This is a genomic window from uncultured Clostridium sp. (assembly GCF_947036855.1).
Taxonomy (GTDB): Bacteria; Bacillota; Clostridia; order Clostridiales; family Clostridiaceae; genus Sarcina.
Window position 1 is genome coordinate 1 of record NZ_CAMQRY010000032.1, and the last position, 21,137, is coordinate 21,137.

At 28.5% G+C, this 21,137-nt stretch carries 23 protein-coding genes; 4 read left to right on the top strand and 19 right to left on the bottom strand.

Features of this window, described 5'->3' with window-relative positions:
- Window positions 1-429, top strand: a 429-nt coding sequence (locus tag Q0V15_RS05180) for a hypothetical protein (protein WP_297436676.1), incomplete at its 5' end; no start/stop codon positions are given.
- A 359-nt stretch (window positions 430-788) separates the two neighbouring features.
- Here the strand turns inward: Q0V15_RS05180 and uvrB are convergent.
- From uvrB to Q0V15_RS05255, 15 genes are all read right to left on the bottom strand, one after another.
- Window positions 789-2,771 (bottom strand): excinuclease ABC subunit UvrB, encoded by a 1,983-nt coding sequence (gene uvrB, locus Q0V15_RS05185; protein WP_297436677.1) that lies wholly within the window; start codon window positions 2,769-2,771, stop codon window positions 789-791.
- Between the two features lie 53 nt (window positions 2,772-2,824).
- Window positions 2,825-3,940 (bottom strand): hypothetical protein, encoded by a 1,116-nt coding sequence (locus Q0V15_RS05190; protein ID WP_297436679.1) that lies wholly within the window; start codon window positions 3,938-3,940, stop codon window positions 2,825-2,827.
- A gap of 10 nt (window positions 3,941-3,950) precedes the next feature.
- Entirely contained in the window at window positions 3,951-5,201 is a 1,251-nt protein-coding gene (locus Q0V15_RS05195) for a S41 family peptidase (RefSeq protein WP_297436680.1), read from the bottom strand.
- A 90-nt stretch (window positions 5,202-5,291) separates the two neighbouring features.
- A complete protein-coding gene (gene ftsX, locus Q0V15_RS05200; RefSeq protein ID WP_297436682.1) occupies window positions 5,292-6,200 on the bottom strand; it encodes a permease-like cell division protein FtsX in 909 nt (302 codons plus the stop codon).
- Complete coding sequence (gene ftsE / locus Q0V15_RS05205) at window positions 6,187-6,876, bottom strand: cell division ATP-binding protein FtsE (RefSeq protein WP_297436684.1); 690 nt, start codon at window positions 6,874-6,876, stop codon at window positions 6,187-6,189. Before ftsE ends, ftsX begins: the two co-directional genes overlap by 14 nt.
- 135 nt (window positions 6,877-7,011) lie before the next feature.
- On the bottom strand, window positions 7,012-7,863 hold the full coding sequence (locus tag Q0V15_RS05210; RefSeq protein ID WP_297436686.1) for a YitT family protein: 852 nt from the start codon (window positions 7,861-7,863) through the stop codon (window positions 7,012-7,014).
- 213 nt (window positions 7,864-8,076) lie between these two features.
- On the bottom strand, window positions 8,077-9,018 hold the full coding sequence (locus Q0V15_RS05215) for a transketolase family protein (RefSeq protein WP_297436718.1): 942 nt from the start codon (window positions 9,016-9,018) through the stop codon (window positions 8,077-8,079).
- Window positions 9,015-9,839, bottom strand: coding sequence for a transketolase (locus tag Q0V15_RS05220; protein ID WP_297436688.1), 825 nt, complete (start codon window positions 9,837-9,839; stop codon window positions 9,015-9,017). The genes Q0V15_RS05215 and Q0V15_RS05220 overlap by 4 nt, the downstream gene beginning before the upstream one ends.
- A gap of 522 nt (window positions 9,840-10,361) precedes the next feature.
- Entirely contained in the window at window positions 10,362-10,721 is a 360-nt protein-coding gene (locus Q0V15_RS05225) for a type II toxin-antitoxin system PemK/MazF family toxin (protein WP_297436690.1), read from the bottom strand.
- A 7-nt stretch (window positions 10,722-10,728) separates the two neighbouring features.
- On the bottom strand, window positions 10,729-10,950 hold the full coding sequence (locus tag Q0V15_RS05230; RefSeq protein ID WP_297436692.1) for a hypothetical protein: 222 nt from the start codon (window positions 10,948-10,950) through the stop codon (window positions 10,729-10,731).
- A gap of 128 nt (window positions 10,951-11,078) precedes the next feature.
- Window positions 11,079-12,236 carry an alanine racemase gene (alr, locus tag Q0V15_RS05235; RefSeq protein ID WP_297436694.1) on the bottom strand — a complete coding sequence of 386 codons (1,158 nt, stop codon included), beginning with the start codon at window positions 12,234-12,236 and terminating at the stop codon, window positions 11,079-11,081.
- 33 nt (window positions 12,237-12,269) lie between these two features.
- Window positions 12,270-12,860 (bottom strand): germination lipoprotein GerS-related protein, encoded by a 591-nt coding sequence (locus Q0V15_RS05240; protein ID WP_297436695.1) that lies wholly within the window; start codon window positions 12,858-12,860, stop codon window positions 12,270-12,272.
- A gap of 69 nt (window positions 12,861-12,929) precedes the next feature.
- Entirely contained in the window at window positions 12,930-14,438 is a 1,509-nt protein-coding gene (locus tag Q0V15_RS05245) for an NAD(P)H-hydrate dehydratase (protein WP_297436697.1), read from the bottom strand.
- A complete protein-coding gene (gene acpS, locus Q0V15_RS05250) occupies window positions 14,425-14,820 on the bottom strand; it encodes a holo-ACP synthase (protein ID WP_297436700.1) in 396 nt (131 codons plus the stop codon). The genes Q0V15_RS05245 and acpS overlap by 14 nt, the downstream gene beginning before the upstream one ends.
- Window positions 14,821-14,838: 18 nt before the next feature.
- A complete protein-coding gene (locus Q0V15_RS05255; protein ID WP_297436702.1) occupies window positions 14,839-15,165 on the bottom strand; it encodes a DUF6514 family protein in 327 nt (108 codons plus the stop codon).
- A gap of 431 nt (window positions 15,166-15,596) precedes the next feature.
- Here Q0V15_RS05255 and Q0V15_RS05260 point away from each other — a divergent pair, with 431 nt between their 5' ends.
- Window positions 15,597-16,799 (top strand): FprA family A-type flavoprotein, encoded by a 1,203-nt coding sequence (locus Q0V15_RS05260; RefSeq protein ID WP_297436704.1) that lies wholly within the window; start codon window positions 15,597-15,599, stop codon window positions 16,797-16,799.
- A 48-nt stretch (window positions 16,800-16,847) separates the two neighbouring features.
- Here Q0V15_RS05260 and Q0V15_RS05265 read toward each other — a convergent pair whose 3' ends face one another.
- Both Q0V15_RS05265 and Q0V15_RS05270 read right to left on the bottom strand, forming a co-directional pair.
- Window positions 16,848-17,189 carry a single-stranded DNA-binding protein gene (locus Q0V15_RS05265; protein WP_297436706.1) on the bottom strand — a complete coding sequence of 114 codons (342 nt, stop codon included), beginning with the start codon at window positions 17,187-17,189 and terminating at the stop codon, window positions 16,848-16,850.
- A 75-nt stretch (window positions 17,190-17,264) separates the two neighbouring features.
- Window positions 17,265-18,077 carry a YihY/virulence factor BrkB family protein gene (locus tag Q0V15_RS05270; protein ID WP_297436708.1) on the bottom strand — a complete coding sequence of 271 codons (813 nt, stop codon included), beginning with the start codon at window positions 18,075-18,077 and terminating at the stop codon, window positions 17,265-17,267.
- A gap of 177 nt (window positions 18,078-18,254) precedes the next feature.
- Between Q0V15_RS05270 and Q0V15_RS05275 the strand changes: the two genes are divergently transcribed.
- Window positions 18,255-19,142 carry an aldose 1-epimerase family protein gene (locus Q0V15_RS05275; RefSeq protein ID WP_297436710.1) on the top strand — a complete coding sequence of 296 codons (888 nt, stop codon included), beginning with the start codon at window positions 18,255-18,257 and terminating at the stop codon, window positions 19,140-19,142.
- A gap of 43 nt (window positions 19,143-19,185) precedes the next feature.
- Here the strand turns inward: Q0V15_RS05275 and Q0V15_RS05280 are convergent, their stop codons facing one another.
- Both Q0V15_RS05280 and Q0V15_RS05285 read right to left on the bottom strand, forming a co-directional pair.
- On the bottom strand, window positions 19,186-19,326 hold the full coding sequence (locus Q0V15_RS05280; RefSeq protein WP_297436712.1) for a YvrJ family protein: 141 nt from the start codon (window positions 19,324-19,326) through the stop codon (window positions 19,186-19,188).
- 57 nt (window positions 19,327-19,383) lie between these two features.
- Entirely contained in the window at window positions 19,384-19,980 is a 597-nt protein-coding gene (locus tag Q0V15_RS05285; RefSeq protein ID WP_297436714.1) for a DUF1836 domain-containing protein, read from the bottom strand.
- 575 nt (window positions 19,981-20,555) lie between these two features.
- On the opposite strand from Q0V15_RS05285, the gene Q0V15_RS05290 reads away from it, so the two are divergent.
- The gene (locus Q0V15_RS05290) at window positions 20,556-20,795 is read left to right on the top strand and encodes an AbrB/MazE/SpoVT family DNA-binding domain-containing protein (protein WP_297436716.1); all 240 of its coding nucleotides are present in this window, start codon (window positions 20,556-20,558) and stop codon (window positions 20,793-20,795) included.
- The last annotated feature ends 342 nt before the right edge of the window (window positions 20,796-21,137 follow it).

Consider the following 21,137-nt stretch of genomic DNA (forward strand, 5'->3'; position numbering starts at 1 on the left):
CTTGTTATAATTCTATTTATTCTCTTAGTACTTTTACTTATTACTCTTGGTTCATCTTATATAAATAACTTAGTTGTATTAATTACTTTCTTCATATTAGATGATGAAAATATACCTGTATTCACAGCTTTTACCAAAAGCATTAAACTATTCTTTAATAATTTTAGATATTTTACTAATTTATCATTTTATGCTTTTGCACTTTTCCTAACATTATTTTTCACCTTTGGACTTTCACTATTTTTTGTATATCCACGCCTAATGAGTATTTACTATCAAACATATCTTGACCTAACATCACAAAATAAAGATATATTCAACAAAAATGTTTCTTCAAATAATAACTTTGGTGATTATAATTATAATGAAAATAACTTTAGTAATGATAATTCAAAGAAAACATTTGATGATGATAATAATTTTCTTTAGAAAAAGTGAGACTATACGTTTGTATAGGCTCACTTTTTTCTATATTACTATTAACTTATTATCAAAACTTAAAATTATCATATCTTTTACTAATAGCAACTTTATAAATTTATATCATATAAATATTTTGCTAATTTATACTTATAAATTAGCAAATCTTCAGCTTTGTAATATCTCAAAATTAGGATTAAAATAAACTTAAAGTATTAATCTTAGGAGGTTTCTTATGAACTCATATGTAATAGCCTTTCTTATTGCAGTTGCTGTAATATCATACCCTATAAGCCTTATCAAGGCATATAAATTTCTTACATCTAAAAAGAAAAAAGACAATAAATAATTTATTGCCTTTTATAAATCTATATATTCTTTTTAAGTTCCACAATTAAATCTCTAAGTTCTGCTGCTCTTTCAAACTGCATATTTTTTGCTGATTCCATCATTTCTTTTTCATAGTTAACAATTAAATCTTCAATTGGAATATTTCTTTCATCAGCAGTATCTTTAGCTATTTCATAAGCTGTTTTCTCTTCTGCTACCACATCTTCTGAAACCTCTAATATATTTCTAATATCTTTAGTTATAGTAGTTGGAGTAATTCCATGAAGTTCATTATACTCTTCTTGAATAACTCTTCTTCTCTCAGTTTCTTTCATAGCCTTTTCCATAGATTTTGTTATCTTAGTTCCATACATTATAACTCTACTCTCTGAGTTTCTAGCTGCTCTACCAATAGTTTGAACAAGTGCTGTTTCAGACCTTAAGAACCCTTCCTTATCAGCATCAAGTATTGCCACAAGTGCCACTTCTGGAATATCAAGCCCCTCTCTTAGAAGATTTATTCCAATTAAAACATCAACTTCCCCTGTTCTAAGTTCTTTTATAATCTTCATTCTTTCAACAGTATCAATATCTGAGTGCATATAACTACACTTAATACCAAGTTCTTTAAAATATTTAGTTAAGTCCTCTGACATTCTTTTAGTAAGAGTTGTAACTAAAGTTCTAAAGCCTCTAGCAGTAATTTTTTTAACTTCTGAATACAAATCATCAACCTGACTTTTTGAATCTCTAACTTCTATAACTGGGTCTAAAAGCCCTGTTGGTCTTATAATCTGCTCTGCAATATTTTCTGACTTATCTATTTCATAAGCCGCTGGTGTTGCACTAACATAAATAACTTGATTCATTTTCTCTTCAAACTCATCAAATTTAAGTGGTCTATTATCCTTAGCTGATGGCATTCTAAACCCATACTCAACAAGATTTTCTTTTCTAGACCTATCACCACCATACATTGCCTTAACCTGTGGAAGTGTAACATGACTTTCATCTATAAACATCAAATAATCATCTGGAAAATAATCAAGCAGAGTTTCTGGTGCTGTCCCTACTGGTCTTCCATCAAGAATTCTTGAATAATTTTCAATCCCTTGGCAATATCCCATTTCCCTAATCATTTCTATATCATAATTAGTTCTTTGCTTAAGTCTTTGTGCCTCTAAAAGTTTATCCTGTGCTATAAACTCTTTAAGTCTATCTTCAAGTTCTGATTCAATTTGGCTAATAGCATTTTTAACAGATTCCTCTGATGCTGCAAAGTGTGATGCTGGTGTAATAGCTACATGTTTTCTATTAGCTACTATATTACCTGTTAAAACATTAAATTCCTTAATACTCTCTACTTCATCCCCAAAGAACTCAATTCTAATTCCAATCTCTGATGAGTTTGCAGGAATAACATCTAAAATATCTCCCCTAACTCTAAATGTTCCTCTTGAAAAATCTATATCATTTCTTTCATACTGGATATCTATAAGTTTTCTAACTACCTCATCTCTATCCTTAATCATTCCTGGTCTTAAAGAAATAGTAAGGCTTTTATACACTTCAGGATTTCCAAGCCCATAAATACAAGAAACTGAAGCTACTATTATTACATCTCTACGCTCTAAAAGTGCTGCTGTAGCTGAGTGACGAAGTTTATCTATCTCTTCATTAATAGAAGAATCTTTCTCTATAAACGTATCAGTATGAGCTATATATGCCTCTGGCTGATAGTAATCATAATAAGAAACAAAATATTCGACTATATTATCTGGAAAAAACTCTCTAAACTCTGAACAAAGTTGCGCTGCAAGAGTTTTATTGTGAGCAAGTACAATAGTTGGTTTTTGAGTTCTCTCTATGATATTAGCCATAGTAAAAGTTTTACCTGACCCTGTAACACCAAGAAGTGTTTGCCCTTTTAGTCCTTTATTTAAACCTTCAACAAGACTTTCAATAGCCTCTGGCTGATCTCCCATTGGTTTAAACTTTGAATGTATCTTTAGCTCTTTCATTTTTACCTCCAAAAAAAGTTAGCTATATGTATAGCTAACTCTATATTATCTATTTAAATTACTTCTTCAAGTATCTGCCTAAAATCTTTACTCTTAACAAATGGATTTTTAGCTGGTACAAGAACTATCGAAAGTTCATCTATACTCTTTAATTCTAATTTATATTTAGCTATTTTTCCATCAAATTTTAAAACATTAAACTCAAAATCATATATTCCACCATCAATTAATGACTTTAAATATTCTATATCATTAGTAAAAACTCCATTTATAGTAGTTATTTTATCACCTGAATTAATCCCTACATTTTTAGCTTTCCCATGTTTTAAAGAATCTAAAACACATATTCCAACATCTGAAACAAATATTTTTTTAGACTTCATTTCTTTTTTAAGCATCTTTTTAACTATAAACTCATGTCCTACAAACATACTTATAATAAGTAATAAATTTCCATAGAAAGTCCCACCTATATTGATAGATAAAATATTCAATATAACTCCATATACCGTAAGCTTAATAGCTGAATCTAAAAGTTTTTCCTTCTTTCTCATTCCTAAACAGCTAGATGTATACCCTATATAAGTAAATAATGCTGGAAGTGGAATAATCCACCTTCTATAAAACTTAAATCCACCATAAATTTCTTTATCAGTTTCAATATTATAATAAGTAACTCCTCTATCCCCATCAAATAAAATTAAAAATCCTTCTAAAAAATGAACCATAGCTACAAGTAAAACTATATAAACAACTTTTAAATTAAAGTCATTTGGAATCCCTATACTATCAAGTATACTCGACATAATTAATAAGCAAATACAAACAACACTGCCCGAATAAGAAAAGCAAATATATCTCTTTGATATTTTTTTTGATAAAAGAGATACAACAAGCATTATTCCTATTTCACCAGTTAAATTTATATCTCCAATTAAAAAACTATGTAAAATTATAGAGAAAAAACCACATAGTAAACTAAAAACTATAGCTGATAAAGTTAAATCAAGGGAAGATTCACCTTCCCCTAAAACAAATAATTTTTGTCCTTTTATTACATTTACATTATGACCATGATATGAAAATGCAAAAGCTAACATTATTATTATAAATACAGGACTTAAAAATACTTTAGCAAACTCTAAAAAACTGTCATATAAATATCCCATATTATAACCTCTACTTTATCTTTGATTTTATAGTTTCCATAGCTTTTTCAAACTGAGTATCTTTTGTCCTATCATATACCGAATTTTTTAATTCTTCTGGATATGCTATTTCTATATCTGGTTTAATTCCTGTACCATGTATATTCTCACCATTCGGTGTGTAATACTTAGAAATTGTTATTTTAAGTGCACTTCCATCTTTTTGCTCTACTGGAATCTGAACAATACCCTTTCCAAAACTAGTTTCTCCAATTAATGTTCCTGCTTTATAATCCCTTATAGCTCCTGATACAACCTCAGATGCAGATGCAGACTTACCATCAATTAAAACTACAAGTGGCAGTCCTATATAATCTCCACCAGCAGACATATTCTTCTCAGATTCACCATACTTATCAGTAGTTGAAACTATTACTTTTTTCTTCTCAATAAAATTAGATGCAACAGAAACACATTCATTCATATATCCACCTGGATTTCCCCTTAAATCTAAAATAAGTCCTTTCATACCGCTTTCTGTAAGCTCTGAAAGTTTAGCCTTAAAATCATCTCCAACATGTTCTTCAAATGCTCTTATCTTAACATATCCAACATTATCATCAATCAATTCTCCACTTACATTAATAGTTTTCACAACATCTCTTGTAACTTTTAAATCAAACTCACCTTTATCAGCTCTTAAAAGAGTTAATTTAATTTCTGCTTTTTCTTTTCCCTTCATAAGTTCAATAGCTTTATCCATATCTTTAGCTTTTATCGGAACATCATTTATAGCTTTAATTATATCTCCAGCTAAAACTCCAGCTTTATCTGATGGTCCTCCCTCAACAGGCTCCATAACAATCATATCATCATCTTTAACACCTACTTGAAGTCCAACCCCCATATATTCGCCTGAATTTTGTTCCATAAAACTAGAAAACTCTTTTTCTGTCATATAATATGTATATGGATCACCAAGTCCCATAGTCATACCTTTTATTGCACCCTCAAGTAATTTTTCTTCAGATATATCACCATCATAGTACTGATATATTTGATCTCGTATGCTAAATAACTCTGAATATTTTTCTATATTATCAACTTCCTTAAAACTTGCATTCAGCTTTGCATCTGTCGTCATTGGAAGTACACCCTTAGCTGTAAGCCTATTTCCCAGCAAAATTGAAGCTCCACTACAAGCTAAAACTATAAGCATAACCTTCCAATTTTTTGTACGTCCATTTTGTCTTTTGTAACCACTAATCTTTTTATTTTTCATTTATTCACCCCTCTAAATATGAAAAAAAGCCTAAAATACTTAAGTTTTATCTGTAAGTATTTTAAGCTTATTATATACTATATTACAAAATTATACATCTAAGAACTTTCTTAAAGCAATTACACTACCAACAGCACCAATTATGATACCAGCAATGATAAACTGCCAAGACATAGTTGCTAAAATATATGATGGATGAATAAATTGAGCTGCATAGAATCCGCCACCTTTAAGCGCAGATTTAAATAGCCATGTATATCCACCATATATTACCGCTACCGATAATATTGATCCAACAAGTCCAATTACTATACCTTCTATAATAAAAGGCCACCTAATGAACCAGTCTGTTGCTCCAACAAATTTCATAATTCCTATTTCTCTTCTTCTTGAGTAAACAGTTATTTTAATTGTATTTATGATAAGGAATAATGAAACTCCTATCAGTACTACAAACAGTACAAGTCCCACCCACTTAATAGTGTTAGCAAATCCTGTTATAGTCTTAATCATTTCTTGATCATTACCAACTTGGTCTATACCTGCCATAAGCTTTCCATCTGGAGTAATAGCTTTTTGAACTGTATCTGCTACTGCTGGTTCATCTAACTTAACAACAAATGAATTTGGAAGTGGATTATTTGTTTCATTATACCCTTCCAAGATTTCTTTATCATCAGCAAATTGAGCTTTGAAATTAACTAAAGCCTCTGCTTTTGTTTCATAGTCAACAGCCTTAACACCATGTACAGATTTAATTTTTGTTTCTAGTTGTTGTTGCTGAACTTGAGTAATCTGATTTGTTAAGAAAACCTTTATTTCAACCTTATTTTGAACATCTTGAACTCCAAGATTAACATTTAATGCAGTTAATAAAAATGCTCCAAATACTACTAAAGTAGTTAAAACAGTAGCTGCAGATGCAATACTTATAGTTAGATTTCTCTTTAAACTTTTAAAGGCATCTGATATAAAGTATAAAAAACTATTCATTTTCATCTTCATACCCTCCTTTTATCTCATCTCGTATAATATCACCTTTATCAATAGCTATAACTCTTCTTTTCATGTCATTAACTATATCTTTAGCGTGTGTTGCCATTATTACAGTAGTTCCAGCTTTATTGATATCATCAATAAGAGCCATAATCTCATTTGCAGTATCTGGGTCTAAGTTTCCTGTAGGCTCGTCCGCAATTAAAACTTGTGGGTTGTTAACAATAGCTCTAGCCATTGAAACTCTTTGTTGTTCTCCACCTGATAACTCATTTGGGAACATTTTATATTTATTAGATAGTCCTACTAAAGATAATACCATAGGAACTCTTTTTCTAATTTCCTTTGGTGAAGATTCTACAACTCTCATTGCAAAAGCAACATTTTCATACACATTTAATGTTGGTATTAATCTAAAATCTTGGAATATCATTCCTATTTTTCTTCTATAGTAAGGTATTTCTTTTCTTTTAACTGTAGAAAGGTCTGTCCCACTCATCATTATTGAGCCTGAACTCGGTTCTACTTCCTTTAATAACATTTTAATAAATGTTGATTTTCCAGCTCCACTTGGTCCAACTAAGAATACGAAATCTCCTGACTCAATACTTAAGTCAACATTTGATAACGCTTTTACATTCTTGTTATAAACCTTAGAGACATTTTTAAATTCTATCATCTAAACACTCCTAACAATTTTTCATGTACAGTATTTTTAATCAAAACAACAACATTTCACTATATTGTCTATCAGTCTCAAACATTATATCATATTTTAGTACAAAAGTTGATTTTTTTTGTACTAACTAGGCATTTACTTTTCAATAAGATCACTAAAACCCTCTCCTAATACTTCCTTTACATCACTTACTGTTATAAAAGCTTTAGGGTCAATTTGCTTGATTTGATTTTTTAATACTATAAATTCTTTTCTACTTACAACTACATATAATATTGTTACATCTTCACTTGAATATGCACCTTTTCCAATTATTTTAGTACACCCTCTATCAACAGAATTAAGAATAAATTTTCTTAAATCTTCATATTTTGATGTAATAATAATTAACTGCTTACAGTCATTAAACCCTTCTATTATCTTATCAATCATAAATCCAAGTATAAAACATGACACAACTCCATATAATCCTTTTTCAATACCAAAAGTATAAACTGCAAGTCCTACAACAACTATATCAGCTAAAAGAAGTGCCTTCCCTATATTTAATTTACAATATTTGTTTAAAAGTTTAGCTATTATAGCAGTTCCACCAGTTGATGAATTTTGGTCAAATACCATAGCAATTCCAAGGGCTGCTAAAGCACTTCCACAAATAACTGCGAGTATAGGATCACTCGTTATAGAAACATTCGGAAATAATTTTTCTAAAATACTAAGTGCAAATGAAGTTCCAAAAGCAGCATATATACTTCTTGCTGCGAACTCCTTACCTATAAAAATAAAAGCTAAAGTAAATAATACAACATTACATAAATTCATAACAAGCCCTGTTGATAAACCCGTATGTGTGTTTATAATCAGTGCAAGTCCTGAAACTCCCCCTGCTGCAATGTTATTTGGATAATAAAAAAACTGTAATGCTATCGCTAAAAGAGTAACTCCTATAGTTATAAACATATACCTTTTTAAAACACTATTATTCAATTTTAATCTCCCCTTATAATTCATTACTCCTATGTATGGTCAAAATTTGTAATTAAACTTTAACTGTTATATTATAACCCATAATTATACATTTTTCTGCTAGTTCAAAAAAATATAACACTCTAGTAAAATTTCATTTTATATTTTATATCTTATTTTAAATAAAAAAAAGGTGGTTTTCACACCACCTAATTCATATATATTTCAAAAATATTATTTCATTGATATAGCTTTTTTAGCTGCTTCAACTATTTTTTCAGCAGTTAATCCATAAGCTTTTAATAACTCTGCTGGCTGACCACTCTCACCAAATGTATCCATAACTCCAACTTTTATAACTGGAACTGGGAATACTTCTGATAAAGCTTCTGAAACTGCAGAACCAAGTCCACCAATTATGCTATGCTCTTCAGCAGTAACAATTGCTTTAGTTTCTTTAGCTGCTTTAACTAATATATCAGTATCTAATGGTTTTAATGTATGTATGTTTATTACATTTGCACTAATTCCCTCAGCTTTTAACATCTTTTCAGCAGTAATTGCTTCATCAACCATGATTCCTGTTGCAACTATTGTTACATCAGAACCTGTTCTAAGTTGTACACCCTTACCAATTTCAAACTTATAGTCAGCGTTATCATTAATAACATTAACTCCCATTCTTCCAAGTCTTACATAACAAGGTCCAACGTACTCAGCTACAGCCTTAATAGCAGCTTCTGTTTCTACTGCATCTGAAGGTGATATAACAGTCATATTAGGAATTGATCTCATTAAAGATAAATCTTCTATTGATTGGTGAGATGCACCATCTTCTCCAACTGTTAATCCAGCATGAGTAGCACATATTTTAACATTTAATTTTGGGTAACATATTGAGTTTCTAACTTGCTCAAAAGCTCTTCCAGCTGCAAACATAGCAAATGTACTAACAAAAGGAATTTTTCCACAAGTAGACATTCCAGCCGCAACACACATCATGTTTGCTTCTGCAATACCCATATTTATAAATCTCTCAGAGAAATTCTTTGAGAAATCAGCTGTTTTTGTTGATTTTGATAAATCTGCATCTAAAACAACTACATTTTCATTAACCTTACCAAGTTCTACTAGAGCTTTTCCATAAGCTTCTCTTGTTGCAATTTTAGCCATTATTTGTCCCCTCCTAATTCTTTTATAGCTTGTGCACATTGCTCTTTAGTTGGAGCAGCACCATGCCATCCTGCTTCATTCTCCATGAATGAAACTCCTTTTCCTTTAACTGTGTTACAAAGAATACATGTTGGTCTTCCTTTTGTAGCTTTAGCTTTCTCAATAGCTCCGATTATTTCTTCGAAGTTATGACCATCTATAACTATAACATTCCAGTTAAAAGCTTCAAATTTCTTATCTATTGGAAGTGGACTCATAACTTTTGTTATATCTCCATCTATTTGTAATCCGTTAAAATCAACGAATGCTGTTAAATTATCTAATTTATAGTGAGCTGCTGACATTGCTGCTTCCCACACTTGACCTTCTTCTAATTCTCCATCACCAAGGATTGAGAATACTCTATAATCCTTATTATCAAGTTTTCCAGCCATAGCCATTCCTACTGCTGTTGAAATCCCTTGACCAAGTGAACCTGTTGACATGTCTACTCCTGATACATCATTCATGTTAGGATGTCCTTGAAGGTTTGATCCTATCTTTCTTAAAGTTAAAAGTTCTTTTGGATTAAAAAATCCTCTTCTTGCTAAAGCACTGTATAAAACTGGTGCTGCATGTCCTTTTGACAGAACAAATCTATCTCTATTTGGATCCTTTGGATTTTTTGGATCTATGTTCATTTCTTTAAAATATAATGTTGTTATAATATCAGCCGCAGATAGTGATCCACCTGGATGACCTGATTTTGATTCTGTTAACATAGTAACAATATCTTTTCTTATAACTGTCGCCATGCTCTTTAATTCTTCTATTTTATTATTCATATTAACCCTCCTATGAGTAATCCTGTAATTTAAAGACTTTTACTTTACCAAATAAATTTAAACACTTTTATTTTTTCCTACCTAATTCTATCATAATCTTTATAGATTTTCTATCAAAAACGATTATTGTGTTTACCTTTTTACCCAATAGACCCCTTTAAAGGCTACTCTTATTATCTAATAGGGTACTCTATTTAAGGATTGATATTAATATCTCTAGATGATTTTTTAACTTTCAAAACAAAATGCTACTATGTTTCTGCTAAACAATTCAAATAATCATAAAATATATTTTTTCTGTTACACTATTCTTTTCACAAAAATTTATGAGATTATAACAATAATCTTAATAAATATTAAAATTATTATTATAATTACTTTTAAAAATACTTTAATCGTAATTATAATAATAAATTTATATTAAAATATCAAAGTAAACGTAAACATCCAATTATATTATTATTAAATATATAAAAAAAGCAAAGCTTGTCCAAAAACAAACCTTGCTATAATAACTTTTTTCTATTTTAAATCTAAATTCAAACTAATAAGTAAAGCTTTATTAACTTTTTTCATATCATCATCAGTCATATGTCCTATTTTTTCTTTTAATCTTTTTTTATCTAAAGTTCTAACTTGTTCTAATAAAACAACAGAATCTCTATTAAGACCATACTCTTCTGATGATATCTCTACATGTGTAGGGAGTTTAGCTTTATTTATTTGTGATGTTATAGCAGCAACTATTACCGTTGGGCTATATCTATTCCCGATATCATTTTGTACAATTATAACAGGTCTAATTCCTCCCTGCTCTGAACCCACTACTGGGCTCAAATCTGCATAAAAAATATCTCCTCTTTTTACATTTACATTTGTCATTTATATATCACACTCCGCAAAGCCACTTCTCATAATATACACCATCTTTAAAATCTGGAACACTTTCATTTGCATATTTAAGATTAATTTCTCCCATCTGTTCATATCCCAGTTTCATTCTCTCTAACATCTCTATATTATATGATATTAATACATCATCATTTAATTGACATATTTTTATATCTTTTTCTATTTTTTTTATATCTTCATTATTCTGTCTTTGTGACATTAAAACCTCTCCTTTTTATAATAAGTTGATAAAAAGAGTTTATGTATTTTAAATTATATTATGGTTTTTGTCACAAAGTCAAAGATTTATTAAACTTTTTTTACTTTTTTCTTAAAAAATTATCAATTTTACAGATAATTTCTTACTTTTGATATTTCTCCGTTTTTCAGATAAATTCTAGGAACTCTATTTTTAAGCATACATATTATTTCATAATTTATAGTTCCTATAAGATTTGCAATATCATCTGCATTAAATTTCACGCCATTACTTTCTCCAATTAAGATAACCTCATCACCAAGTGCTACCTCTTCTATATCTGTTACATCAATCATACATTGATCCATACATATATTTCCGATTACTGGTGCAAGTTTACCTCTTATAATAACTTTTGCTTTACCATTTAGAAGTCTTGTATATCCATCTGCATAACCAATTGGTAAAGTAGCTACTTTAGTTTCTTTTCTACCTGTTTTAAATTTTCTACCATAACTTATGTACATATCTTTATTTAAAGTTTTAAGATGAACTATATTTGTTTTTAAAGTTAATGCAGGTTTTAGCTTTAATTCCTTAATCTTTACATCTTTTGATGGATAATATCCATACATAATTATTCCTGGTCTAACTCCATCAAGATACGTTTCCTGTAAATCCATTATAGCTGCACTATTAGAACTATGTTTTAAAGGAATGTGTATTCCTTCACGCTCTAACTTATCACATATCTTTTTAAATTTATCAAATTGCATCCTTGTATAATCTTTATCTCTCTCATCAGCAGTTGCAAAATGAGTAAATATACCAATAACCTCAAGCCCTGGAAGTCTACATACTTTTAATATTTCCTCATAATCTTCTTCCGGTAAAAATCCAATTCTACCCATACCTGTATCTATTGCTAAATGTATTTTAGCCTTAGTGTTAAGCTTTAAAGCTTCTCTTGCAAGACCTCTTGCATAATCTAAACTATAAACAGTTTGTTCTATATCTTCAACTATTAGCTTTTCACTAAATGTTAAAGGTGTATAACCAAGTATCATAATATCTGATTTTATCCCTGCACTTCTAAGTTCTAATGCCTCTGTAATAACTGCTACTGCAAGTTTATCTGCACCTTCTTCTAAAAGAACAGGTGCAACATCAATAGCTCCATGTCCATAAGCATCTGCTTTAACCACACCTATTATTTTTTTGTTTTTAGTCATTTTCTTTATTGCCTTCATATTACTTTTAATATTATCTAAATTAACCTCGGCCCAAACAGGTCTTATACTCTCCACAGTAACACCTCTTAATTTTATTTAAAATAAAGATTATTCCTTTGTTATTGAAAAATTATTATAATTGACTAAAACTCTTTCTAACCCTTTATCATCAAATATAGTAATTGATTTAGGTTCTTTTTGCTTTAAATCTACTATAAATTTAGCATTTGTAAAATTCCTATTAGAACTTCCTGTTTTAAAGTCAATTATCATTTTATTATCTTTTTGAGTAAATTTTACGCCCTCTTTATTAATATAATTTCCTAACTCATTAACTAAGAAAAATCTATAAAACTCATCATAGTCTCGATCTACTATAAAATGCTTATCTCCCTCAAAGTAATTTATCTTTATTTTATCTTTTGAAAAAATTTGTTCTTTTTCTACAAAAGTAAGCTTAGATTCATTATTCTTATGTTCTATCTTCGCCTCTTCTATAAACTCGCCTCTAGAGTTTTTTATAGTATACTCTACATCAACAGTATACGTCTTAGCATTTGTAATACCTTGAATTATTTTGCTTGGATTATTATTAGCTTTATAACTTGTATAAATAGCTAAAGAACCTACAATAACTAGAATTAGAACAATTATTGATATAAGAATCTTATTTTTGGATACTAAAAGTTTACTTTTCATTTCTTCCCCCAACATAACATAGTTTACATTTATATCCTATTCTATTCTAATTCTATTTATTACATAATTTTATTTTTCATATTCAAGCTTTTTCATAATTCGAGAGATATTAGCTATTATGTCACTTGCCTGAACCGTATATAAATCCTTGGCAAGTTCCTGTGCTATATACCCATGTAAATATGCACCTAGAATACATGCTTCCATTTGAGGAATCCCCTGCCCAACAAGTGAAATTATAATTCCTGTTAAAGAATCACCCATACCACCTGATGACATTGCACTACATCCTGTTGGATTTATAAATACTTTTTCACCATCTGTTATTACAGTTTTGCTTCCTTTAAGTAAAACTACTATACCTAGCTTACTCGCAAATGTCTTAGCAACTTCTACTCTATTACTATTAACATAAGGTATGTCTTTTCCTATTAGCCTTGCCATCTCACCTGGGTGAGGTGTAATTATAATCTTAGCAGTTGATTGTTTTAATATATCTAAATTTTCTTTTAATACATTAAGTCCATCTGCATCAATTAATATATTTTTAGAGTGATTTTTTATAACAGTCTTTAAAAGATTTAATGTATTTTTATTATCTCCAAGCCCTGGACCAATTGCAACACAATCCCATGACTTTAAAAGCTCTAAAAACTTTTCTTTATTATTTTGATAATTACAACTCATAGCTTCAACTAAACTACTCGAAAGAGAATCTTCTGTATAACTATCTGTACAAAGAGTTACAAGTCCACTCCCTGTTTTTATCGCCGATTTTGTTGATATGTATGCAGCTCCTGTAAAGCCTTTACTTCCTGCTATTACAACTACTTTTCCAAACTTACCCTTATGACCATCTACTGGCCTTGTAGGTATAAGTTCTTTTATATACTTTGAATCTGTTAGAAACATTCCATTATGGAATTTATCTAATACAAATTCAGGTATTCCTATATTTTCTAGATAAATATCCCCAAAATAAGGTCTTACCTTATCATTTATCATACCTTCTTTATAACAGGCAATTGTTACCGTTTTATTACAGAAAACAGAAATACCCATAATTTCCCCTGTATCACTATTAATCCCACTAGGTAAATCCACAGAATGTATACATTTTGAATTTTTATTCAAAACCTCTATAATTCGCATAAATAAGCCATTTATTTTTCTATCTACCCCTGTTCCGAATATACAATCAACCACTAAATCAGAAACTTTTGAACTTTTTGTTAATTTATCTAAATCTTTTTCCTTTTTTATGTAATTTAATTCAATATTCATATTTTCAAGAATTAATCTATTAGATTTAAATCCCTCTGATGCTTTACAAGTATCTCCAACAATAAATATATCCACATCTTTATTTCTTACTATAAGATGTCTTGCTATAGCAAGTCCATCAGCACCATTATTTCCAATACCACAAACAACTATAAAAGAATTATTTTTTTCTAGTTCTAAGTGCTTTAAAACTGCTAATGCAGTATTTTCAATTAGTAGCATTAACGGAATTTCAAGTTTCTTTATACAGTAATCATCTATCATTCTGATATCTTTAGCTTTAAAAAGCTTCATTTTTATCACCTTCTAAAATTACATATGCAATAGCATTTTCCTTGCTATGAGATATGCTAATATGAAATCTATAATTTATTATATCGAATTTTTTTAAAACTTCTTCAACTTTTCTTCCAATTCTGATGTTAGGCTTTCCAAGTTCATCTCTTATAATTTCTATATCAATTAATGAAAACCCTCTAAATCCAGTTCCTATTGCTTTACTAACAGCTTCTTTTGCTGAAAATGCTCCTGCTATTGTTTCAATCTTAAATTTTCTATCTTCAAAATATTTAATCTCATCTAACGAAAAATTTCTCTTTAGAAAATTTTCATTTCTTTGAATAACATTATTTACTCTATTTATTTCAATAATATCTGTTCCTATTCCTAAAATCATTTTAACTTCTACTATGAACTAATTATAGGCCATAGCCCTTTCTTCATTGATTTCTTCAATACATCTATCAATCTTATCACCTATAACATCAATTAAATGTATTGGAGATACTATACTCTCTGAGATTATATCAAATAATTCACTTACCTTTAATACATCATGTGAAATTTTTTCAACACCATCTCTTTCTATATTAACTAATTCACCATCTAAATAATCAAATCTTTCAACTTCTACCCCAAAAATCTCTTTTCCCTCAAATTTATTAGCTGTTAATCTATATGAATATTTATACCCTAATTCCTCTGTTTCTATTTTTTTTGCTACTTCTTTAACTATTTTCATGTTTATTCCCCCTTAAACTATTATAAAAAAATAAATTATCTAGTATTTATACATATAATATCATTTATCCAGAGAAAATACTGTCAGATTATGCTACCAATTTGTAAAAAATAAAAGATTTTATTGACATTTATCCCCAATTATAATGTTTCTTTCACTCTTATTTACTAAATAATTAACATTTAATTGTTTTTCTTGTCGAATCCATTCTATTTCCTTCCATTTTTTCATAAATTTCAAAAGTCATTACTTGCTTATTAATAAAAAGGTTATTTTTTGTTAATACTTGTTTACAACTTATTGTAATATAATATAATTAGTAATAATTATTTGATAGTTTTTATTTTCTTTTAAAGGAAAATTTTAGAAATTATTTAGAAATCATTAGAAGGAGGGTAATTATCATTTTTATAAATGGTAATTAATATTTTATGGAGTATAGAAAAATTAAAAATAATTTATATTGGGTTGGGGCTTTAGATTATAATCTTCGTGTTTTTGATATTATAATGAATACACCTTATGGAACTACTTACAATTCATACGTACTTAAAGGAAGTGAGAAAACTGCTATCTTTGAAACTGTTAAAGCAGAATTTTTTGATGAGTATAAACAAAGACTGGAATCTTTAGGTGTTGACCTTGCCAATATATCATATATTGTAGTAAGTCATACAGAGCCTGATCATGCTGGTTCTGTTGATAAGATTTTAGAACTTTCTCCAAATGCAAAAATTGTTGCATCAAAACTTGCTATTAAATACCTAAAAGGTATTGTTAATAGAGATTTTGACTATATAGAAGTTAAAGATGGACAAGCTTTATCTCTTGGTGATAAAACACTTAGATTCATATCTGTGCCAATGCTACACTGGCCAGATACTATTTATACTTTTATTGAAGAAGATAAAGTTCTTGTAACTTGCGATTCATTTGGAGCACATTATTGCTTTGATGGTATCTTCAATGATTTAATTGAAAATAAAGAAGATTATATGTCGGCACTTAAATACTATTTTGATTGTATAATGGGACCATTTAAACCATTTATGCTTAAAGCAATCTCAAAAATAGAAACTATGCAAATTGATATGATTTGTCCTGGACATGGACCTATCCTTCGTGAGAATAACAAAGAAATTATTGATATTTGTAAAGGTTGGTGTATACCAGCTCCTAAAAATGAAATTAAAAAAGTTGTAATTCCATATGTAACAGCTTATGGATATACAGAAATAATCGCAAAAGAAATTGAGAAAGGGTTTGAGTCAGTTGGAACTTTCGATATTAAATTATTTAATATCATTGACCATGAAACAAGCGAAATGCTAAGTGCTATAGGTGAGGCTGATGCTTTAATAGTTGGTTCACCAACTATACTTGCTGATATGCTTGAACCTGTAAGAATTTTACTTGCACACCTTAATCCAATTTTACATGGTGGTAAAATTGCCGCTGCATTTGGATCTTATGGTTGGAGTGGTGAAGCAGTTCCAAGACTTGATTCAAGACTTAAAGAATTAAAAATGAAGATGCCAGTAGCATCATTAAACATAAACTTTAAGCCATCTGAATCTGAACTTTTAGAAAGTTTTAACCTTGGTAAAGAAATTGGTGAAATTTTATCTAAATAACTAAAAGAGGTAACTATGAAAAATTATTTCGTAGTTACCTCTTTATTATTATTTACTCTCTTCTACTTTTTTATATGGGCTTATTTTTCTAAATTCATCTGCTGAAACTTCCATAAAATATCTTCTTTTGCCATCATTATCTTCATAAGTTCTTGTTATAAGTCTACCACTTAGTGTTATAAGGTCACCCTTACTTAAAAATTTACAAGCAAGTTCTGCTTTTTTCTCCCACATTATAAGTGGTATGAAATCTGATTTTCTCTCACCATCTAATGATTTATAATCTCTCTTTATAGCTATTGTAAATTTAGTATATACCTTATCGCTATTTTCAACCTTTGTAAGTTCTGGGTCTTTTACAAGTCTCCCAAGTAAAACAATTTTATTCATATCAATATGCCTCCTAATTTAACATAATTAAATTTTAGCCATATCAACAGTTTATATTCACTTTACAAGAAAAAATTATCTATCAACCAGAACTGCATTGACTTCTCCACCAAGTATAAGAATAAATGAAGTTAAAAACATCCATGTCATAAAAATAAAAATTGCACCAAGACTTCCATAAAACCTTGAATAATTACCGTAATTATTTACATAATAAGCAAATCCTGCTGATGATGCAATCCACCCTAAAGTTGTAAATATAGCTCCTGGTATAACATTAAGCCACCCAAGTCTTCTTGAAGGTATCATTTGATACATTGTTGCAAATGCCAAAACCATTATAAAGATCAGAACTATATTTTTTGTGACATTCCATATATCTAATATTATTTCTGGATTTGGTATATATTTATCTATAACAAGTATAATAGTATTGCTAAATACTATTAAAAATAATGTTGCGATTATAACAAATGCTAATAATAACACTGCAAAAATAGATATTATTTTAACTTTTATATATGACCTATCTTCTTCTACTCCATAAGCTTTATTAAGCCCTCGTATAACTGCTGCTATCCCTGATGATGATGTCCAGATAGCTAGTGCTATACTCATCCAAAGTAGCCCTGTTTGTTGATTTTCTATTATATTTACTACCGTTCCTGAAATCAGTTGATAAGCTGGATAAGGCATAATATGCCTTAAAAGTTCTAATACTGATTGACTATTTAAATTGCTAAATCCTAGTAATGTCATTAAAAATATTAAAAATGGAAAAAAAGCCAAAATCAAATTATATGCAAGCTGAGATGCTAAGGCATATATATCATCATCTATAATTTTTTTAAAAAACATTATTAAATTTGAAAATATTCTTTTAATCATAAATCCACCTATTTTTATTATTTCAAATTAATTATATATTAATTATTATGTTCATACTATCAATTATTAAGCATGAATTTTAAATATTTAGTATATTTTACTATTCATTATATGAAATAATTCAAATAAATTATATAATTATTTTAAAGACTAATTAATCAAAGGGGATAAAATATTATGCTTTATAATTTAGAAAATGAATTTTTAACAATAAATGCTCACGAGCATGGTGGAGAAATCTATAGTATCAAATCAAAACTTGATGATACAGAATTTGTATGGAATGGTGATCCAACTTACTGGAAATATCATACTCCTGCACTTTTCCCAATAGTAGGTAAGGTTATAGATGGTAAATATACTGTTGATGGTAAAACTTATGAATTACCTCAACATGGACTAGCTAGAACATCATTATTTACTTTAAAAGAAAAAACTGATAGTTCAATTAGTTTTGAACTTAAATATTCAGATGAGAGTTTAAAAGTTTATCCTTATAAATTTTCATTAATCATTAAACATTCTTTAGAGGGTAAAAAAGTAAAAACTACTTATATAGTTAAAAATTTAGATAACAAAACAATTAACTTCTCAATAGGTTCACACCCTGCTTATATGTGTCCACTTCTTGAAGGTGAATCATTAAATGATTATTTCTTTGAGTTTAATGAAAAAGAAACAACTTCACTAATGCTTTTAAACCCAGCAAATGGATTGTTTACTCATAATACAAAAGCATCTTTACAAAATGAAAATCAAATTCCACTTTCAAAAGAATTATTTAAAAATGATGCCTTAGTATTTGATTGCAGTAAAATAAAATCTACTAAAATAGCTGTGAAAACAAATAATCATAATAAATTTATAGAATTTGATTTTACAGATTTCTCACATCTTGGACTATGGGCTCCTGCAGGTGGTGCTCCATTCCTATGTATAGAACCTTGGTTTGGACATGCGGATTTTGAAGATTTCAATGGTGATTTCAGTGAAAAATCTGGAATGCTATCACTTGATGAAAATAAGGAATTTACTTGTTCTTACTCACTAATAATCAATGAATAAAAGAAGGGATATACTAAACAAATAATTTAGTATATCCCTTCTCTTAATTTTTATTTAAAACATTTGTAAGTTTCTCTATGCTAATACTTAATCTATCAAGCTTAACTTCTATCCTCATCAAAAGATACATAGCTATCGCTATTGGAAATCCAACATTAGCAACTGCCTCTAAAATTTTTTCCATAAAAAAAACTCCCTTCAAAACTATATATACAGTTCCTTTGGAGTTTTTCATTATTTTTTAAAATTTATTTGAATTATCCTTAACTATTTTATGTACCATATTTTTAATAGCACTAGCTTGGGCAACAAGTGCCATTACTAAAATAAAAACTCTAATTCTTTCTTCATCAGTTTTTTTCAATTTTAACACTTTTATTTTCTCATTTAATTTTTCATCATCATATAAATTTGCTGCTGAAAAACTAGTCAGACTCTCTTCCTGTATTTCTGAAAATAATTTATATGCCTCTCTCCAAGATATAATATCATCATTTCTATCGTTAATATCATTAAATGCTAAATTAAAAACATTCTTAATCTCTTCAGTTGTTAAAACAGGTCTCATATAACTTAGAAGAACTAATTGTGCTAAATGATCTTTTGTATAACCTCTTTTTTTTCCATCAATCGGTTTTGAAATCACACCACTTTTAATATAATTCTGAACTATATTATTTGTATAATTATCGCCTTCAAAAGCATCATTTAAATAATCAATTACCTGTGATAAAAATAAATCATATTTAGGTAATTCATCATAAGATACTATTGTATTATGTGAAATTTTTGTTGCTAAATCCAAAAAATATTTTTTATCTAGTTTTTTAGAATCCATATTCACACCTCTCATTTATTACTAACTTAATTATATAGTAATTATAATCACATTACAAGTTAACTATCTATCCATAATATATCTCACTAATAGAATCCATAATAATTTTCCGTATTCTATAATTATTTTTAAATTATATTCTTTTTTCTTTTTCATAAAATTTCCTTTTAAAGTTATTTCTTCTTATCTTCTCCGTTAATTTACTACCAATAAAATGCTATTAACCAAATAAAAGTAAATAATTAGCACTATTCAATTTCCTTTTATTGTATTTTTTTACCTTTTAAAACAAGATTTCACTTAGCATTTTAACTCTTTTTTCGTAAAAATATCTATTTCTTAGTGAAAAATGTACAAGCTTTTTAGTTTTTTTTACAAAAAAAGTGTTTTTTATCATTTTATGTGTTGACATTTCAAAAAAATGGTAGTATATTCAATATATAAATATTTATATTAAGAAGTCAGAATTCCAAAAATTCTTTTTTCCAATTAAATATTAAGTCAACATACAAATTTTGTTAAAATTAAAGTATATTTTGTCGAAATTTGTTATTCGCAAGGAGGAAATAAACACAATGAAATCAACAGGTGTAGTAAGAAGAGTAGATGAACTAGGGAGAATAGTTATCCCTATAGAATTAAGAAGAACTTTAGATATCGCAGAAAAAGACGCATTAGAAATATATGTAGATGGTGAGCAAATCATCTTAAAGAAATATCAACCAGCATGTATCTTCTGTGGAGATGCTAGAGATGTAGTTAACTACAAAGGAAAGAATATTTGTAAGAACTGTCTTGATGAATTAAAAAGATAGTTTACTTAACATAATAGTTTAAGGACATAATAATTTTTATTTTGTGATTTTAAACAACAAAACACCCTAGAATTTTCTAGGGTGTTTTTTGTTTATATTCTAATTTCCAAAACTCATTTTTAATATTTCCTTTTAAACTTGGTGATAGCCTATTTAGCTCATCTAATATACCGACTCCATCCTCACCATATAAAGGCGTTGGAATATAATCATTTTTATAATCTACAGAACTTATTGATGTTGGTATAATATTATAACTAGTTTGTACAAGTTTATCATCTTCAAAAGTGAACTACTCACCACTTAGCTAAAGCTTGAAGTGGGAGCTTCCTAGTCAAGATA

Excerpts from the sequence above, each read along its gene's own strand:
- Q0V15_RS05220 (WP_297436688.1), bottom strand. The coding sequence starts at position 9,839 with ATGAATAATAAAATAGAAGAATTAAAGAGCATGGCGACAGTTATAAGA.
- Q0V15_RS05265 (WP_297436706.1), bottom strand. The coding sequence starts at position 17,189 with ATGAATAAAATTGTTTTACTTGGGAGACTTGTAAAAGACCCAGAACTT.
- Q0V15_RS05225 (WP_297436690.1), bottom strand. The coding sequence starts at position 10,721 with ATGACAAATGTAAATGTAAAAAGAGGAGATATTTTTTATGCAGATTTG.
- Q0V15_RS05260 (WP_297436704.1), top strand. The coding sequence starts at position 15,597 with ATGGAGTATAGAAAAATTAAAAATAATTTATATTGGGTTGGGGCTTTA.
- Q0V15_RS05255 (WP_297436702.1), bottom strand. The coding sequence starts at position 15,165 with ATGAAAATAGTTAAAGAAGTAGCAAAAAAAATAGAAACAGAGGAATTA.
- acpS (WP_297436700.1), bottom strand. The coding sequence starts at position 14,820 with ATGATTTTAGGAATAGGAACAGATATTATTGAAATAAATAGAGTAAAT.
- Q0V15_RS05275 (WP_297436710.1), top strand. The coding sequence starts at position 18,255 with ATGCTTTATAATTTAGAAAATGAATTTTTAACAATAAATGCTCACGAG.
- Q0V15_RS05290 (WP_297436716.1), top strand. The coding sequence starts at position 20,556 with ATGAAATCAACAGGTGTAGTAAGAAGAGTAGATGAACTAGGGAGAATA.
- Q0V15_RS05245 (WP_297436697.1), bottom strand. The coding sequence starts at position 14,438 with ATGAAGCTTTTTAAAGCTAAAGATATCAGAATGATAGATGATTACTGT.
- Q0V15_RS05240 (WP_297436695.1), bottom strand. The coding sequence starts at position 12,860 with ATGAAAAGTAAACTTTTAGTATCCAAAAATAAGATTCTTATATCAATA.
- Q0V15_RS05270 (WP_297436708.1), bottom strand. The coding sequence starts at position 18,077 with ATGATTAAAAGAATATTTTCAAATTTAATAATGTTTTTTAAAAAAATT.
- ftsE (WP_297436684.1), bottom strand. The coding sequence starts at position 6,876 with ATGATAGAATTTAAAAATGTCTCTAAGGTTTATAACAAGAATGTAAAA.
- Q0V15_RS05190 (WP_297436679.1), bottom strand. The coding sequence starts at position 3,940 with ATGGGATATTTATATGACAGTTTTTTAGAGTTTGCTAAAGTATTTTTA.
- ftsX (WP_297436682.1), bottom strand. The coding sequence starts at position 6,200 with ATGAAAATGAATAGTTTTTTATACTTTATATCAGATGCCTTTAAAAGT.
- uvrB (WP_297436677.1), bottom strand. The coding sequence starts at position 2,771 with ATGAAAGAGCTAAAGATACATTCAAAGTTTAAACCAATGGGAGATCAG.
- Q0V15_RS05285 (WP_297436714.1), bottom strand. The coding sequence starts at position 19,980 with ATGGATTCTAAAAAACTAGATAAAAAATATTTTTTGGATTTAGCAACA.
- Q0V15_RS05195 (WP_297436680.1), bottom strand. The coding sequence starts at position 5,201 with ATGAAAAATAAAAAGATTAGTGGTTACAAAAGACAAAATGGACGTACA.
- Q0V15_RS05280 (WP_297436712.1), bottom strand. The coding sequence starts at position 19,326 with ATGGAAAAAATTTTAGAGGCAGTTGCTAATGTTGGATTTCCAATAGCG.
- Q0V15_RS05230 (WP_297436692.1), bottom strand. The coding sequence starts at position 10,950 with ATGTCACAAAGACAGAATAATGAAGATATAAAAAAAATAGAAAAAGAT.